Genomic DNA, 17015 nt, shown 5'->3' on the forward strand with positions numbered 1-17015 from the left:
TCACATAACAGTCATCAATGAATTACTTATGTCGTCTTGAATATCGCTCCGCGTGAATCAGCTAATAGCAATCAGTCATACTTTGATTGACATGTTAAAACGACACCCATAGACTCAGCTCACTTATCTAAATAACTCGACATGCTGGACATCCAAAAGGAATGAATAAAAAAATTTGGCTTATGGAAGGCCTTTCCTCCCAGCGAGATATTATTCATGGGATCAAATTATTTTCTAATAAATATAATCTTGACATTATAGTTGTTGCCTCCCACCGTTACGAAAGAAATGAAATTCTCTCTGTTGCGGATTATTCTTTAACTGAACCTGAAGAGCCTCAAAAGCGCCTTCTGTTTATTCAGGAAACTATCCAAAACCACGGCATCCATCATATTCATACGGGCCGTAACAGCCAGTGGTTTGAAGAACACCGCAAAGCTATTGAATCGACCGGAGCCACCCTTACTACCGGTGCAAGGGGCGTCGACTGGCTCACTATGGCTGACGAGAAAGTTAATTTTGCCCGTTTCATGGAGCAAAATGGGCTCGCCGTCGTGCCATCCTGGCGCGTGAATACCCTCGCTGAGTTAAAGGCGCATCTTCTGGCTCCGCCTTTTTCGGACAGCCCGATATGCGTGAAGCCGGTGACGGGTATCTATGGCATGGGGTTCTGGCGCTTTGATGACAGTGCTTCGCCCATGGACGTCTTTAATCATCCAGAATATCGTCTGGTCAGTCCGCAACAGTATATTGCAGCAGCATCGGCTTCTGGGCCGTTCAACCCCCTTGTTTTAATGCCTTATCTGCCAGGCCCGGAATATTCCGTCGATATCCTCGCGGATAAGGGCGAAATACTCGCAGCCGTAGGACGCCGTAAAGAAGGGGCTATCCAGTATCTGGTCAACGAAGGAAGCGCCCTGGAACTGGCGTGTGCTTGTGCGCGGACAATGAAAGCAGACGGGCTGGTGAACGTTCAGACGCGAAACGATGTGAATGGCAATCCGGTGCTTCTTGAAACAAACATGCGTCCGTCAGGCGGAGTTGGTTATACCCTTCATAGCGGTGTGAATCTTCCCGGGTTGTTTGCTGCCTTTAAGCTCGGTCTGATGTCTGAAGATGCGGTGATGCAGAGCGCTAAAAAAACCTTTTCTCCGGTTGCGGTGAGGTCCATCACGGATGTAATCGCCTACCCAGAAACACTTTCTAACCGGCTGAATTAAGGCGTATTTATGTCTGTCATCCTCGAAGATATGATTTATCGCCGCACACTCTCATGCGGTACGATACAGGTTACCCGGTACCGGGGTGAAGTTCCGCTCAACAATCTCTTTGATATCGCCGAAAGACGCAACCCAAAACGGGCCTTCCTGTTTGTCAGCAAAGTTCTCGGCAGGCACATACCCGTACCACCCTCAGTCATGCGACAGGCTTACAGGCAGCTTGCCTGCCAATTCCCCTCAACGCTGACAGGGCCTGTGCTGTTTATCGGTATGGCTGAAACGGCCGTTGGGCTTGGGGCCGGTGTATTTGATGAAGTGCGCCACCTGCATTGTGAATCTGTTTATCTGACTTCTACCCGGCATCCGGTTGATGGCACGTTACTTTGCGAGTTCAAGGAAGAACACAGCCACGCCACCGATCATCTGATCTATCTGCCAGATGATGAAGAGAAAAGACGTCGTGTCACTAACGCACGAACGCTGGTTTTAATTGATGACGAGGCAACCACAGGTAATACCTTTATTAACCTGCTTTCTGCCCTGCGTAAAACTGACCAGCTTCAACATATTGAACAGGTTATCGCCGTTACGCTTACCGACTGGAGTGGCAATGCCCTGTCCGATCGCTGCCCCTTACCCGTCACTTCGGTTTCTCTTGTAAGCGGTCAGTGGGGATGGACCCCATTCCCTGATGCACCTGTCCCGGACATGCCGAAGGTCAACGTCACTTCACGCGGAGAATGGGACATCCAGGGAAAACAGTCATGGGGACGACTTGGGATGCTCGCACCTGCGGCCGATCTCGGCCATGAGGTCTCAGTCCGGAAGGGAGAGCGTGTTCTGGTTCTCGGGACAGGGGAATTCGTCTGGGAGCCGTTCCTGCTTGCTGAACGGCTCGAAGCTGCCGGGGCACAGGCATTTTATGGTTCGACCACCCGCTCCCCTATCGCCGTTGGTTATGCCATTAAGTCCGCGATCTCCTTTATGGATAACTACGGGCTGGGCATCCCCAATTTTGTCTATAACGTCGCCCACCAGCAGTTTGACCGCATTCTTCTGTGTACTGAGACACCCGCAGAAAGTATTGACTCGCAGCTTCTTAAGGCGCTGGCTGAAGTTGCGCCCGTCGTGGAGATTGTTACCTATGAATAAACCCATTGTTCTGAGCGACCTTGACGACACACTCTTTCAGACCCGTCGTAAAATGGTGGACGAGCTGGCCCTGGAGCCATTCCGTACCGGTGCCGTTGATCGCACCCTGAATCCACGAAGCTTTATGACGGAAGAACAGTCCATGTTAGTGGACTGGCTCCTGGAGCAGGCTGAACTCATTCCCGTTACCGCACGGGGTACTGAAGAAATCAGCCGCGTCCGGATCCCTTTCCACTCATGGGCAATCACCACGCACGGAGCCGTTATTCTCACACCTGAAGGCAAGCCCGACGAGGAGTGGAAGGCCCATATGCTTGGCCAGCTGGCTCCCTACCAGGAAAAGCTGACATCAATGCAGCGTCTGATCACTGAAATGATGGACGCCAAAGGGATCAATGCCTGGGCAAGACTGAACTCCGAATACGGTGAAACGGCGGTTTATATGGTAATGAAACACCGCGACAGCACCCGCCTTGACGAGCTCAATGCCATTGCAGATGAGATAGAAACGGTGTTTCCGACCGAGGGCTTCTACATCCACCGCAACAGTAATAACGTGGCCTGGCTTCCCACACCGGTTGAGAAAGGGCTGGCTGTCAGCTGGCTGCTTGAAAAACTTCGGGCTGAACGCGGCGTTTTCCCCGTAATTGGTCTGGGCGACAGCCTGAGCGATCATCGTTTTATGAAACTGTGCAGCTGGTTTGGTATACCGCGTCAGAGTCAGTTTGCAGATGCCATTTCACAGCGAATTTTTGGAGAAAAATGAAATGCAGCCACATGTAACTTTCTCAGGATCATACCAGCCCGGTGACGTGGAATTCCTGCTAAAGCCGATTGTCATTGAGATGACGCCGGTTGAGCATAAAGAAGAGCTGATTCAGTCAGGAAAGAAACACTATTCGGACATGCTCAGCCAGGAGCCAGCGCCTACACAATGGCATCTTGATTTGTTTCACCGGGCGCTGGATCGGGGCGCAGAGAGACTTGCAAAAGAAGTCACGCAGCTCGCTTTTGCTCTGGCCAAACGCTTCGGTGACGAGCCCATCGTTCTGGTCAGTCTTGTCAGAGCTGGCGTTCCGCTCGGGGTTATGCTGCACCAGACTCTGCGGGATATGGGTGAAACCTCATGGCATTACGGTGTCAGTATTATCCGGGATCGCGGAATAGACAATGCAGCACTCGACCTCATTGAAAAGCGACATGGTACCCAAGGTATTGTGTTTGTAGACGGATGGACAGGAAAAGGCGTAATTACCGGAGAGCTTGTACGCGCACTAAAAGATCGCCCGGGCTATCCTGAGCAGCCGCGACTGGTTGTCCTGGCCGATCCCTGTGGCTGTTCCTGGCTTGCGGCCAGTGATGACGACTGGCTCATCCCTTTTGGCATCATGGGTGCGCCGGTGTCAGGCCTGATATCCCGGTCAGTGTGGTCATCTGAAGGGTTACATGGATGCATGATTTGCGAGCATCTAAGCAGATACGAATGCAGCAGAATGCTTGTCGATACCGTTGCCCATTTCCGTGAAAAGTTAACACCGTCATCACTCGCACCTCTGAGCTGGAATACGGAATCAGCCCATGTCTTACGGCAAACAAGTCGCGACGTTATCGCGTTCCTGGCCGATGAATTCAAAGTGGACAGCGTCAATCGTATTAAACCCGGTATTGCTGAGGCAACCCGGGCTGTATTACGTCGGGTACCGGACCATATATTTGTGCGTTCGATTGACGATCCGGACGTTTCACTACTTATGGGGCTTGCACGTGAAAGGGGAATTATTGTTACAGAAATGGGGAAAAGCCTCGGCCAGTATCGGGCTGTAACCATTATCAAGAAGGTGCTCTGATGAAAAATCGTCTTTCTCCCTGGAATCTGGGAGCCACGCTATACATGCCTGCAACACGGGAAGATATTGCTGATGCCATTCTGTACGGAAAAATCCCGGGTTTGCGCTCTCTGGTGATTTGCCTGGAGGATGCTGTCAGTGAAGCAGACATCCCCATCGCCCTCAAAAATCTGGAGCACCTGCTGCACGAGCTCAGTAACAGCATGCGTAGCCTGGGTAAAAATGACTGGCCTCTGGTGTTCATTCGTCCCCGGCATGCCGAAATGGGCAGATGGTTAAAAGCGCATTATGATCTTTCCGCTGTCGACGGGTTCGTGTTGCCGAAATTTACCCTCAGTTCGTTAGCTGAATGGTGGGATATCATGGGGGAGACTCACCTGTGCATGATGCCAACGCTGGAAACAGAAGACGTCTTTGACGTGGTTCAGATGCGCGAGCTGGCCACCCGCCTGGTTGAACATCCCTGCCACGAACGCATTATTGCGCTGCGAATCGGCGGCAACGATCTCATGAACGTAGTGTCGCTACGACGTCCCCGCAATCTGACGCTGTACGACAGCCCGATGGGCTACGTCATCAAAATGCTTGTTTCGATCTTCGGGCCGCGTGATTTTGCCCTGACCGCGCCCGTATGTGAGCATATTGACGATCATGCAGTCATGGCCAGAGAACTGGCTCTTGATATGGCGCATGGACTTGTTGGTAAAACAGCCATTCACCCACGTCAAATAGAGATTATTCATAATTCCCTAATGATCTCGCACGGTGAGCACTCTGACGCTCTGCGGATCCTAAATTCTTCCCTGGCGGTATTTAAGTCACAGGGGGCAATGTGCGAACCCGCCACACATCGCCGCTGGGCAGCAGGAATTTTAGAGAGAGCGCGTTTTTACGGATTAAAGAATGAACAAGGCGATGATGGAATCAAAATGGCTGTTAACAGATTACCCTGAAACGGCTTCTGATTATTACCAATTGCACCATTAAAATATTCCGTTTTAGCGAATTAATAAACTATCGCCTAAATACTTGCCCATCATCATTGATCGAGTGAATACATCAAAACGTTGGATGAACTCTAATAATCCCTTCGGTCTGTTTTTTCTCTTTGTGGTTATCAGGGATAAATATCCTCGCATGAACATTGTTAAAAATTTCACCGCACAGGACTCATCACCAACTCGCCAGAAGAAGCTTTAAGAGTAACTAAAAAACACATGGTAGCCAACCGACTACCATGTGTAATTAATTAACTCTTCACGCGCTTCGCAATAATCTCATCCGCCACATTTCGCGGAGCCTCCGCAAAATGGTGGAACTCCATCGTATACGTTGCGCGCCCCTGCGACATCGATCGCAGCGTGGTGGCATAGCCAAACATCTCGGCCAGCGGGACGTCAGCGCGAATAATCTGGCTGCCATACTGCTCTGCCATTCCCTGCACCATGCCACGACGTGAGGAGAGATCGCCCATAATGTTCCCGGCATATTCCTCCGGCGTTTCCACCTCAACGTGCATCACCGGCTCAAGAATTACCGGGTCCGCCCGCCGCGCGCCCTCTTTAAAACCGAGGATCGCCGCCATGCGGAAGGCCATCTCCGAGGAGTCGACATCGTGGTACGAACCAAAGGTCAGGGTCGCTTTCACATCCACAACCGGATAGCCCGCCAGCACCCCGGTGTTCATGGCTTCACGCAAGCCTTTCTCCACCGACGGGATGTACTCGCGCGGCACCACGCCGCCTTTAGTGGCATCTTCAAACACAAAACCACTCCCGGCCGCTAGCGGCTCCAGGCTCAGGACCACATGGCCGTACTGCCCTTTCCCGCCGGACTGTCGGACAAATTTCCCTTCAATATCCTTGACCGCTTTGCGCAGGGTTTCACGGTAGGTGACCTGAGGACGACCAATGTTCGCCTCGACGCCAAACTCGCGCTTCATGCGGTCGACGATGATTTCCAGATGCAGCTCGCCCATCCCGGAGATAATCGTCTGGCCGGATTCCTCATCCGTGTGCAGGCGGAACGACGGATCCTCCGCCGCCAGGCGCTGTAGTGCGATCCCCATTTTCTCCTGATCGGCTTTGGTTTTCGGCTCGATCGCAAGCGAAATGACCGGATCCGGGAACTCCATCCGCTCAAGGGTGATCACCGCGTTCGGGTCGGTCAGCGTGTCGCCGGTAGTGACGTCTTTCAGACCGACACAGGCTGCAATATCCCCTGCACGCAACTCGTCCACCTCATGGCGATCGTTGGCATGCATCAGCACAATGCGCCCGATACGCTCTTTCTTGCCCTTCACCGGGTTGTACACTGCGTCGCCTTTACGCAGTATGCCGGAATAGACGCGGATAAAGGTCAACTGCCCGACGTACGGATCGCTCATCAGCTTGAAGGCCAGCGCCGAAAACGGTTCATCATCGCTTGGATGACGCACAGCGTGCTGCCCGTCTTCGTCTACCCCATCAATAGCGGGTACGTCCAGTGGAGACGGCATCAGCTCAATTACCGCGTCAAGCATGCGCTGCACGCCCTTGTTCTTGAATGCGCTACCGCACAGCATCGGCTGGATTTCACCGGAGATGGTCCGGACGCGCAGCCCCTGGATGATTTCCGCTTCATCCAGATCGCCCGTTTCCAGATACTTGTCCATCAGCGCATCGCTGGCTTCTGCCGCAGCTGAGACCATTTTTTCTCGCCACTCCTGAGCGGTACTCAGCAGATCGTCCGGCACCGGCGCGTAGCTAAACGCCATGCCCTGCGTGGCATCGTCCCAGAGGATGGTGCGCATCTTGATGAGATCCACCACGCCGGTGAAGTGTTCTTCCGCCCCCACCGGAATCACGATCGGCACCGGATTGGCTTTCAGGCGCTCCTGCATCATCCGCACCACGCGGAAGAAATCTGCGCCCGGGCGGTCCATTTTGTTGACGAATGCCAGCCGCGGGACGTGGTATTTATTCGCCTGACGCCAGACGGTTTCCGACTGCGGCTGCACGCCACCGACGGAGTCGTACACCATCACCGCGCCGTCGAGTACCCGCATGGAACGTTCCACCTCAATGGTAAAATCGACGTGCCCGGGGGTATCAATAATATTGATGCGGTGCGGTTCAAAACCTCTGTCCATGCCGGGCCAGAAACAGCTTACCGCTGCCGAAGTAATGGTGATCCCGCGCTCCTGCTCCTGCGCCATCCAGTCGGTGGTTGCCGCGCCATCGTGTACTTCACCCAGCTTGTGGCTCATCCCGGTGTAAAACAGAATGCGCTCGGTAGTGGTGGTTTTGCCGGCATCGATATGCGCGGAGATACCGATGTTGCGATAACGTTCGAGTGGAATGGGTCGGGGCATGATATTTCCTTAAGTCTTTGAGACTGGTTTGTGACGACCGGGATGGTCGCGTGTGAGTTCGTTTGTTATAATAGTCCTATTGTACGAGTATTATCGAACTATTTTTTAACGGTTGACCTATTGTTGATATAGCTCAATCTGACCCGAGACGCAGGAAAACGATGATCCCAAACCACCCGGAACCTGAACAAATACTGCTGGAAAATGTGCTGTTCGCCCTCGGCAATCCGCTGCGATTAGCGATCGTCCGCAGGCTGGCCGACGGCAGCGAACTGAGCTGTAACGCGCTGCGCCCGGACGACGTGGTGAAATCCACCATGACTCACCACTGGCGCGTGCTGCGCGACAGCGGCGTGATCTGGCAGCGCCCGCAGGGGCGCGAGAATATGATTTCACTGAGAAGAGAGGATCTGGACGCCCGTTTTCCGGGACTGATGGCGATCCTGTTACAGTCGAAATCATCAGCGTTCTGACTGTAGGCCTTCAGCCAGCGCGCCCAGTGTCGCTTTTAGCCAGTTCGTGACGCCTCGTTTACCGCTGCGTTTATGCGAATAAATTTTTACTTCAAACGGACTGATGTGGAACGGCAAGTCAAAAATTTTGATATTGGTGGCTGGCAGTAGCTTTTGAGCGGCGAATCGCGGTAATGCCATCAGCAGATCGCTTTCTGCAATAACAAACGGGGCGCTGAGCATGGACGGGGTTTTAATCGCAATGTGTCGGGTATAGCCCATGCGTTCAAGCTGCAAATCCAGCACCCCCTGCTTCTCGTTCCACGGCGTAACCACAAGATGCCGGGCGGCGAGATAATCCTCCAGCGTCAGTGCCATCCGGCTCGCATTGCTAATCACCACATACTCATCTTCGAACCAACTAATCTCTTCCAGCTCCGGGTACCGGGGATCCTCAACGGTGCTGAATCCCAGGGCCAGATCCACCTCTCCAGCCAGTAACTACGTCAACGCTGGGCTGTGCGGCAAATAACGTAATTCCAGACGCAGGCCAGGCGCCTCATGTTGAAGTACATTCATGAGCGCAGGAAATATGCAGAACGCAGTAAAGTCCGTTATCGCAATCTGCAAACACGCTGTACTCACAGCAGGATCAAACTCCGGCTGCGGCGAGAGCTCCCGATCAAGAGACTTCAGGGCCGATGCAATAACAGGCGCAAGCTGCGTGGCATAGACACTGGGACACATTCGATGCCCCTCCCGGTAGAACAGCGGATCGTTGAGCGAAACACGCAGCCGTGACAAAGCATGGCTGAGCGCCGAGGTGCTCATCGCCAGCTCATCCGCCGCCAGTCGAACGGAACTGTGGCGATAAATCGCGTCAAAAACCGGCAGGAGGTTTAAATCGAGGCGCCTTAAGGCCGGATGCATAATATTCATCATTGGTTGATTTCATTGCACTTAATTCTTCTGACATTAGCCTTTATGCTTACCTCCATCAACTACAAACTCTAATAAAGGGAAACCAATGAGCATTACGATTCGTCAGGCGCGACCTGAAGATGCAGCGGCAATTTACGATATGATTTACGAACTCGCGGTCTATGAAAAAGCGCCAGAAGAAGTGGTCACCACCCCGGACGAGATCCGCAAAACGCTGTTTGGTGCAGACAGTAAAACCGAAGCGCTGATCGCCGAAGATGCTGGCCGCGTGGTGGGGTATGCCGTTTTTTTCACCAGCTACTCCACCTGGCTTGGCCGCAACGGTATCTATATGGAAGATTTATATGTCTCCCCGGAATACCGCAACAAGGGAGCGGGAAAAGCACTGCTAAAAAAAATCGCGCAATGCGCAGTGGAACGTGACTGCGGCCGGCTGGAATGGAGCGTGCTTGACTGGAACCAGTCTGCCATTGATTTTTATTTAAGCATCGGCGCGTTACCGCAGTCCGAATGGGTACGCTATCGTCTTGATGGGGATGCGTTGCGGGCATTTGCTGGCTAACGCTGTCATCGCGTGAAAACGCCCCTCTTTCTCAGGGGCATAATGTCAGTGTAGGCGTTACTGAAGCACGGAATATCTGAGAAAGAAATTACCGCCATTTTCCGTCCTCTCTGAGGCACTCGAAGGATCGGTGACCGAGGTTCATTCCGGCTGAGTCAGGCTGTAGACGGGGATCTGCCGGGTTGTCATCGTCAGCGTATCGAACACCTCAGTCTCTGACGTCACTATCCTCATACCCGTTTTTCTTAACCGCTGCACGTCGGCGGCTATGCGCTGAATACCAAACCAGAACAGTCCGTCAAGCGCCGTGACCGCAAGCCCATTTTCCAGCGCCAGCTTGAGGCGCTCGCGAGGGGCTTTCACCTGCTGAGCAATGTGCCGGTAAGGTACTTCCGAACCGCCTGCCGCATCGATTCGCTGAATACGGGTCTTAAGATGATAGGTAAACTCATCGGGAATGCCGTTCAAATCCTGCTTAAGGCTGTAGACGCAGCCAAAGCGTTTACCGTTGAAAAGGACATTTTTTTGACTGAGCTGAAACTCATTTCTGATCCCATCAATCAACTGCGGGGCGCGAGTGAGGAGTAACCGGAAGGGAAGCTCAAAGCTGGTGACATAATCCACATTCAGCAGCGCGAGACGCAGGCGCTCTTCGGCCCCTGATTTCTGGTCATGGCATTCGCGCATCACTTCCGCCCACTGGCGCGTCAGGCGTTCTGGCTCGGCGGCTTCGGTGAGGAGGTATTTTTCGAGGTGATAATCGACTCTTCCGGTCATGTTTTGCATCCCGACAATGTGGATGCGGTAATTCTATCCAGCGCCGCAGGTTTTATAAAGGGCGGAGCGCACCGGCATCCGCCCTCCTTTTCTACTGCTGAATTCGCGACTCGTCCGACATGTCGCTGGCAGAGAAGGTTCTTGCTGGAGAACGGGCCTGTTTTTTGCGTGCATAGCGGTCCGGCTGGCCTTCCGGGCGAGTTTTGAAGCGGCGATGCAGCCACATATATTGCTCGGGTGCCATCAGCACGGCGCGCTCAATCGCTCTGTTCATCTGCGTGGCCACCGACGCTTTATCGCCCCCCTGCAACGTATCGCTGATATCTTCCAGGATAATCAGCTCATACCCTGTACCGTCTGCTTTACGGCATGGTACAAACGGGATCACGGCCGGTCTGGCACTTTTCACCAGCATGTAGCTCCCGGCCGTAGTGGCAGCGTCCGGGACGGCAAAAAACGGCACAAACACGCTATTCGCTTTGCCATAGTCGTGGTCCGGGGCATACCACAGGATCTCATTTTGCTTCAGCGCGCGGATCATGCCCTTCAGGTCATGGCGGTCAAGCATGGTTTTATTGGAACGCAGGCGCCCGCGCGTCTGTAGCCAGTCGAGCAGTGCATTATTGTTGGGTCGATACACTCCAATACCTGCGTTGAGCATGCCGAAGATGCGCGCGCCCAGCTCGAGCGTGAGAAAATGCATGCCGATAAGCACCACGCCCTTTCCTTGCGCCCGAGCCTGTTCCATATGTTCGTAGCCGGTCACGCTAAAGTGTTTGCGCACGCGCCAGTCAGGCCAGAACCACGCTATCCCCGTTTCGATGACGCCCATTCCAACCGATTCAAAATTACGCTCGAGTAAACGCTCTCGCGCATCCTCTTTCATCTCCGGAAAGCAAAGCTCAAGATTTCGTCTGGCGATCTCCACGCGGCGTGGAAGCAGGCGCATGGCCAGACGCCCGAGTCCGTGCCCTGCTTTTAACAGAAGCGAATAGGGGAGCTGGACCGTACACCAGAGTGCGGCGATACCTGCCCAGCTGAGCCAGTAACGAGGATGAATAAAGGCGAGTGAAAACCGAGGTAATTTTGTCATGAAAAAATTATCCTTTTACTATCTGTACTTAATCTGGTGCAGTTGCAGTGCTTACCTGCTGATTTAACGAATATTGTTCGGAAGGAAGAATTGTAGCGGAATCGTTATGGTTTTTATTATCGATTTTTGCGATAGCAAATAAAGGCGGGGATCGCCGGGTGACAGTGCACCACCCGGCAAGCGGGTTACATCGAATAGCCGGGTTTCTTAATCAGCTTATCGAGTTTCGGGCCGATCTCGGTATCCCAGACCTGCGCCTTCCAGTCAGCTTCCTGAACTTCCTGAAGCGCCACGGAGATTGAGCGATCTTTGCTGTTCAGATGACGGGCGATCGCTTCGGCGATATCCGCCGCCAGCGCCGTTTTTTGTTCGTCATTTAGATCGCGTGGAAAACATTTGATATCAACATGTGGCATGGGCAGGGCTCCTTTTGTAGATGAGCGTTCCACGTTATCAGATTATGTCGTTAGCTTTTAGCACCTTGTGCAGTTCCGGCAGCGCGCAAACCGCATCCGCGATGGCGGTGATATGGGGCGTATTGGTGGCAAACCACTCATGACGTGGCCCCCAGGTACGCGCGACGGCAATATAGACGTCAAGCAGCGTCAGCTGTGTGCCAAAAGCGAAAGGCGAGGCGCTGAGTTGCGTGTCGAACCACAGATAGAGCGCTTTTCGGTACTCAATGCAGTTTTTCTTCAGCTGTTCGGGAGCATCAGGCACCCAGCGTTCCGGATAGTCTGCATACGTAAAGGTGGGATAGACGTTGGCCACAAACCAGATGAGCAGGCGCTGAAACTGCTGGCGCTCGGCCTGCCCTACGGGCGGCGCGAGATCGGGACATCTGTCGAGCACCATCAGGGCAATCGCCGCAGTTTCCGTCACGATCGTCCCGTTTTCCAGTTCCAGCGTCGGCACCTGGCACAGCGGGTTCAGTTTTAACAGCAGTTCGCGCTGCGGGCCGGGCTGGTCAAACCCGTCCACGTTGACGAACTGATACGGGATGTCTGCCAGAGTCAGCATCACTTCACCGATTGCCGATCCCCAGCCGGGTACGCCATAGAGTTTGATCATGTTGCCCCCTCAGGGATGAAAACCCTAAGTGTAGAGCAGCATGACCAGGTTATCCCAGGCGGGAAAACTACAATACTTTCGACAAAAACTGGCGCGTTCGCGGATGCGAAGGTCGGTTTAACACGTCCTCGCTGCTGCCCTGCTCCACAATTTTTCCGTCAACCATAAACACCACCTGGTCCGCCACTTCCCGGGCAAAGCCGATCTCATGGGTAACCACCACCAGCGTCGTGCCGGAACGGGCCAGCTTTTTAATCACGTCCAGCACTTCACCAACCAGTTCCGGGTCAAGCGCTGAGGTGGGCTCATCAAACAGCATCACGCGGGGGCGCAGCGCCAGCGCGCGGGCAATGGCGATGCGCTGCTGCTGGCCGCCGGAAAGGTGACGCGACCAGGCATCGGCTTTTTCGCGCAGGCCGACCACATCCAGCAGGCTGTATGCGTTCTCGATGGCCGCCTTTCGGGTGAGTTTCTTATGCGCGATCGGCGCCTCAATCAGGTTTTCCAGCACCGTAAGATGCGGAAACAGGTTGAAGTTCTGAAAAACGTAGCCCACGTTAACGCGCTGTTTGAGGATCTCTTTCTCTTTAAGCTCGTACAGTTTGTCACCCTGGCGGCGGTAGCCAATGTACTCTCCGTCAATCTGAATAAAGCCTTCGTCTACGCGCTCCAGATGGTTAATGGTACGCAGCAGCGTCGATTTCCCCGATCCGGATGGGCCGAGGATCACCGTGACGGAACCCGGCGGTATCTCAAGCGTGACGTTATCGAGCGCTTTATGTCGGCCAAAAAACTTGCTGACGCCGGTAATAGAAATGTGTCCTTCAGGAGAGGCTTGCATGAACAGGCTCCTGTTCTGGTGAGGTGGTAACGGAACGCGTCCGGCTGGCTGCCCGATTCTGGTTTACGGCGGAGCGGCGCTCGCTGCGGGCGAGCCCACGCTCAACGATATGCTGGATGGCAGACAGGACGGTGGTAATCACCAGATACCAGACGGCTCCCACCATCAGCAACGGGATCACCTCCTGCGTACGGTTGTAGATCATCTGGATCGTGTAGAACAGCTCCGGCATCGCCAGCACGTAAACCATCGCCGTACCCTTGGCGAGGCTGATGATTTCATTAAATCCGGACGGCAAAATGGTGCGCAGCGCCTGCGGAAGAATAATGCGCACGGTGCGACGCCACGCCGGCAGCCCAAGCGCGGCGGCCGCCTCATACTGGCCGTGATCGACCCCAAGGAAGCCCCCGCGAATAATTTCCGCCGTATAGGCGCTCTGCACCAGCGTCAGCCCCACGACGGCGGTAGAAAACTGCCCGAGCACGTTGATGGTTTCAACGCTGCCCCAGGTAATACCGGTAAAAGGCACGCCGAGAGAGAGCGTGTCGTAGAGATAGGAGAAGTTATAAAGAACGATCAGCACCACGATCAGCGGCAGCGAGCGGAAAAGCCAAATGTATCCCCATGCCAGGCTGCTCAACAGCCAGGATGACGAGAGCCGCGCCAGCGCCAGCATGCCGCCAATCACCACGCTCAGCACAGTGCCTATCAACGTGAGCAGCAGCGTCTGACCGACGCCTTCGAGGATCACCGGATCAAAGAACCAGCGAGCAAATACCGCCCACTCCCAGCGTGGATTAAAGGCCACGGACTGAATCACGACCGCCAGCACAAACAGCGCCACCGCAGCGCCGACTGCGCGCAGCGGATAACGTGCGGGGACCACTTTTATGGTTTCAACGTTACTCATCGTCGCTCCTTATGCGGTTTTGCTGAGCGCTTCGCGGATCAGCGTCTTGGTGAAACGCAGCCGACCATCGAACGGCGGCTGGCTGTACTCTTCCGGATCGCGGTTGAGATCGAACTGCGGCTGATACCCCTGACTGAGATAGAGCCGTACCGCCTCCGGCTGACGAAACCCGGTAGTGAGGTATATGTGGCTGTAGCCCGCCAGTATCGCCCTGCGCTCCAGCTCCTGTACCACGCGCGCGGCCAGCCCCTGCTGGCGCAGCGTTTTATTCGTCCAGATACGTTTGATTTCTGCCGTGCGTTCGTCGAAGGGCTTGTAAGCGCCGGTAGCGATGATTTCGCCATCGCGCTCCAGCACGATAAACAGCCCCTGCGGCGCCAGGTACCACTCCGTCAGCTCGACTTCCGCATCCTTTGAAAAGTAGTCGCCGTAACGAGCGGCGTATTCACCGAACAGGCCGTTAATAATGGGCTGAAGATCGCTATCTTCCGGCGAAACGTCACGAAATTGTTCCCGCATAGCGCCTCCTTAATCGCCCAGACCAGCCGGGTTAACCTCGGAACGGGGGATACGCTCAACGCCTTCTCCCCAGCGGTTCAGCACTTTGTCGTAATCTCCGTTCTTAATTACGCCGTTAAGCGCGGTTTGAACCGGTTCGACCAGGCCGCTCCCTTTTTTCAGCGTCACCGCGATATGCGCCGCCTTCGGCCAGCCGCCGTCGACGCTGCCAACCAGTTTGGTTTTACCGGTCAGCGCCGCTTTCCAGGCGCCGATCACGTTCGGGCCAAAATAGGCGTCTGCACGACCTGACTGTAGCGCGAGGGTTTGCGCCGCATCGTCTTTGGTGTAGACCGGGATAAACGGCTTAAGCCCTTTTTTAAGGTTCTCTTCGTTCCACGCCAGCAGGATCGCCTCCTGGTTAGTACCGGAGCCAACGATGATGCGCAGCCCGGCGATATCCTCCGCCTTCTGGAGCGACGCGATCGGGCTGGTGGATTTCACGTAAAAGCCAAGGGAATCCTTGCGATAGGTGGCGAAGTCGAATTTCTCTTTGCGCGCTTTGGTGACGGTGATGTTGCTGATCGCCGCGTCGTATTTCCCGGATGCCACCCCCAGCGGCCAGTCCTCCCAGGAGGTGGGAACCACGTTTAGCTCCAGCCCGAGGCTGTCCGCCACCAGGCGCGCAATGTCGACCTCACTCCCCAGCAGGGTTTTGTTGTCGTCGGAAAAGACCGTCAGCGGCGGCTGATTCAGCCCCGCCACCGCCACGGTAAATTTCCCCGGCACGGCAAAGCGATAGTCTTTCGGCAACTGGGCGATCGCATCGCTGTTTTTGGCGGTGTCGATCGGCGTTTTATTAGCCTCAATGCTCACGCCGGTGCCGTTAATATTGACGTTCTCTGCCCAGACGGCAGGGGTAAAGGCCAGCGCAAGCGCCAGAATAAGCGATGATTTCTGCATAGCGTTTTTCTCTTTTATTGTTGTGTGAACTGATTTTTGGGTTCGTCTAAGCCCAGACTTTCGCGCAGCGTGGTGCCGGGATAGTCAGTGCGGAACAGGCCGCGCGCCTGTAAAACGGGCACCACCTGGTCGACAAAGCGCGGGAAGGTATCCGGCGTACCGCCCTGAATGATGAAGCCGTCTGCCGCCTTCTCCTCGAACCAGGCCTGTAAACCATCGGCTACCTGCTCCGGCGTGCCGGAAAAACGCGGGCGCGGCGATGCGGCTTCCAGCGCGACCTGACGCAGAGTTAAGTTGCGCTCACGGGCGTTACGCTTGATGTCATCGGTGGTGCTGCGAAAGCTGTTTTTGCCTAAATCGCCGATATCCGGGAACGGCGCGTCAAGGGGATACTGGCTAAAGTCGTGATGCTCGAAATAACGCCCGAGATAGTTCAGCGCATCATGAATGGAGACCAGTGCCGCCGTGGTTTGATACTGGTTTTCAACGTCATCGGCGTCATTTCCGACAATCACGCTGACGCCCTGGAATATATGTAAATCACCCGCGCGGCGACCGTGACTTTCCAGCTGCCGTTTGACGTCGCGGTAAAAGGCCTGCGCTTCTTCCAGCGTGTCATGGTGGGTAAAGATGGCGTCGGCGTGTTTTGCTGCCAGCTTTTTACCGTCGTCGGACGCGCCGGCCTGAAAGACAATCGGACGTCCCTGCGGCGTGCGGCCAATATTCAGCGGGCCAGAAACCTGGAAGAAGTCACCATGGTGATCCAGGGTGTGCAGTTTCGACGCGTCAAAAAACTGTCCGCTCTCTTTATTGCGGATAAAGGCATCCCCTTCCCAGGAGTCCCACAGCCCTTTCACCACGTCGAGATACTCATCGGCAATGCGGTAGCGCAGCGCATGCTCAGGGTGTTTTTCGCGGGAGAAATTCTTCGCCGATCCTTCCAGCGGTGAGGTCACTACGTTCCAGCCCGCGCGACCGTTGCTCAGGTGATCGAGGCTGGCAAACTGACGCGCAACGGTGAAAGGCTCGCTGTAGGAGGTGGACAACGTACCGACCAGCCCCAGGCGCGAGGTGACGCTTGCCAGCGCGGACAACACCGTCAGCGGCTCAAAACGGTTTAAAAAATGCGGAATGGATTTCTCGTTAATATAAAGACCGTCAGCAACGAAGATAAAGTCGAGCTTGCCCTCTTCCGCTTTTAATGCGGTTTCTTTGACGAAATCAAAATTTATACTGGCATCCGCGACGGCCGCCGGATGACGCCAGGCGGACATATTTCCGGATGCACCATGCAAAATGGTCCCCAGCCGCAATTGACGATGTGCAGACATATTC

General features: G+C 54.6%; 15 protein-coding genes and 2 pseudogenes. 7 read left to right on the plus strand and 10 right to left on the minus strand.

The features are described from left to right. Positions 1–161 precede the first annotated feature (161 nt). Genes N5C09_RS01165 through N5C09_RS01185 form a run of 5 tightly spaced genes read left to right on the plus strand, consistent with a single transcriptional unit; the run spans position 162 to position 5172 of the window. The gene (locus tag N5C09_RS01165) at positions 162–1220 is read left to right on the plus strand and encodes an ATP-grasp domain-containing protein (protein ID WP_279748276.1); all 1059 of its coding nucleotides are present in this window, start codon (positions 162–164) and stop codon (positions 1218–1220) included. A 9-nt stretch (positions 1221–1229) separates the two neighbouring features. Beyond that, positions 1230–2372: a phosphoribosyltransferase domain-containing protein gene (locus N5C09_RS01170; protein WP_279748277.1), complete on the plus strand. Its 1143-nt coding sequence runs from the start codon at positions 1230–1232 to the stop codon at positions 2370–2372. Then, positions 2365–3138 (plus strand): hypothetical protein, encoded by a 774-nt coding sequence (locus tag N5C09_RS01175; protein WP_193033946.1) that lies wholly within the window; start codon positions 2365–2367, stop codon positions 3136–3138. The genes N5C09_RS01170 and N5C09_RS01175 overlap by 8 nt, the downstream gene beginning before the upstream one ends. Position 3139: 1 nt before the next feature. Beyond that, positions 3140–4219 carry a cysteine protease StiP family protein gene (locus tag N5C09_RS01180; protein ID WP_279748278.1) on the plus strand — a complete coding sequence of 360 codons (1080 nt, stop codon included), beginning with the start codon at positions 3140–3142 and terminating at the stop codon, positions 4217–4219. Beyond that, positions 4219–5172 carry an HpcH/HpaI aldolase/citrate lyase family protein gene (locus N5C09_RS01185; protein WP_279748279.1) on the plus strand — a complete coding sequence of 318 codons (954 nt, stop codon included), beginning with the start codon at positions 4219–4221 and terminating at the stop codon, positions 5170–5172. The genes N5C09_RS01180 and N5C09_RS01185 overlap by 1 nt, the downstream gene beginning before the upstream one ends. Before the next feature lie 296 nt (positions 5173–5468). Here N5C09_RS01185 and fusA read toward each other — a convergent pair whose 3' ends face one another. Then, positions 5469–7571 (minus strand): elongation factor G, encoded by a 2103-nt coding sequence (gene fusA / locus N5C09_RS01190; protein WP_279748280.1) that lies wholly within the window; start codon positions 7569–7571, stop codon positions 5469–5471. A gap of 161 nt (positions 7572–7732) precedes the next feature. Between fusA and N5C09_RS01195 the strand changes: the two genes are divergently transcribed. Next, a complete protein-coding gene (locus tag N5C09_RS01195) occupies positions 7733–8044 on the plus strand; it encodes a helix-turn-helix domain-containing protein (RefSeq protein ID WP_279748281.1) in 312 nt (103 codons plus the stop codon). On the opposite strand, the pseudogene N5C09_RS01200 reads toward N5C09_RS01195, so the two are convergent. Beyond that, positions 8033–8965, minus strand: a pseudogene (locus tag N5C09_RS01200) (LysR family transcriptional regulator). The gene N5C09_RS01195 and the pseudogene N5C09_RS01200 overlap by 12 nt on opposite strands. Positions 8966–9050: 85 nt before the next feature. On the opposite strand from N5C09_RS01200, the gene N5C09_RS01205 reads away from it, so the two are divergent. After that, a complete protein-coding gene (locus N5C09_RS01205) occupies positions 9051–9527 on the plus strand; it encodes a GNAT family N-acetyltransferase (RefSeq protein ID WP_279748282.1) in 477 nt (158 codons plus the stop codon). Positions 9528–9668: 141 nt separating this feature from the next. Here N5C09_RS01205 and N5C09_RS01210 read toward each other — a convergent pair whose 3' ends face one another. From N5C09_RS01210 to N5C09_RS01245, 8 genes and pseudogenes are all read right to left on the minus strand, one after another. After that, positions 9669–10304, minus strand: a complete 636-nt coding sequence (locus N5C09_RS01210) for a helix-turn-helix domain-containing protein (protein ID WP_279748283.1) — start codon at positions 10302–10304, stop codon at positions 9669–9671. Positions 10305–10395: 91 nt separating this feature from the next. Continuing rightward, on the minus strand, positions 10396–11397 hold the full coding sequence (locus N5C09_RS01215; RefSeq protein ID WP_279748284.1) for an LpxL/LpxP family Kdo(2)-lipid IV(A) lauroyl/palmitoleoyl acyltransferasee: 1002 nt from the start codon (positions 11395–11397) through the stop codon (positions 10396–10398). Between the two features lie 185 nt (positions 11398–11582). Then, entirely contained in the window at positions 11583–11813 is a 231-nt protein-coding gene (gene pptA / locus N5C09_RS01220; RefSeq protein ID WP_063866648.1) for a tautomerase PptA, read from the minus strand. A gap of 37 nt (positions 11814–11850) precedes the next feature. Further along, complete coding sequence (locus tag N5C09_RS01225) at positions 11851–12468, minus strand: glutathione S-transferase family protein (RefSeq protein WP_279748285.1); 618 nt, start codon at positions 12466–12468, stop codon at positions 11851–11853. 67 nt (positions 12469–12535) lie between these two features. After that, positions 12536–13309, minus strand: a complete 774-nt coding sequence (locus N5C09_RS01230; protein WP_279748286.1) for an amino acid ABC transporter ATP-binding protein — start codon at positions 13307–13309, stop codon at positions 12536–12538. Next, positions 13293–14219 (minus strand): amino acid ABC transporter permease, encoded by a 927-nt coding sequence (locus tag N5C09_RS01235; RefSeq protein ID WP_279748287.1) that lies wholly within the window; start codon positions 14217–14219, stop codon positions 13293–13295. The genes N5C09_RS01230 and N5C09_RS01235 overlap by 17 nt, the downstream gene beginning before the upstream one ends. Before the next feature lie 9 nt (positions 14220–14228). Beyond that, the gene (locus tag N5C09_RS01240) at positions 14229–14738 is read right to left on the minus strand and encodes a GNAT family N-acetyltransferase (protein ID WP_131637160.1); all 510 of its coding nucleotides are present in this window, start codon (positions 14736–14738) and stop codon (positions 14229–14231) included. 9 nt (positions 14739–14747) lie between these two features. After that, a pseudogene (locus N5C09_RS01245) lies at positions 14748–17011 on the minus strand (NtaA/DmoA family FMN-dependent monooxygenase). Positions 17012–17015: the final 4 nt, after the last annotated feature.

This window comes from Enterobacter sp. GD03975 (genome assembly GCF_029838645.1).
Classification (GTDB): Bacteria; Pseudomonadota; Gammaproteobacteria; order Enterobacterales; family Enterobacteriaceae; genus Enterobacter; species Enterobacter quasihormaechei.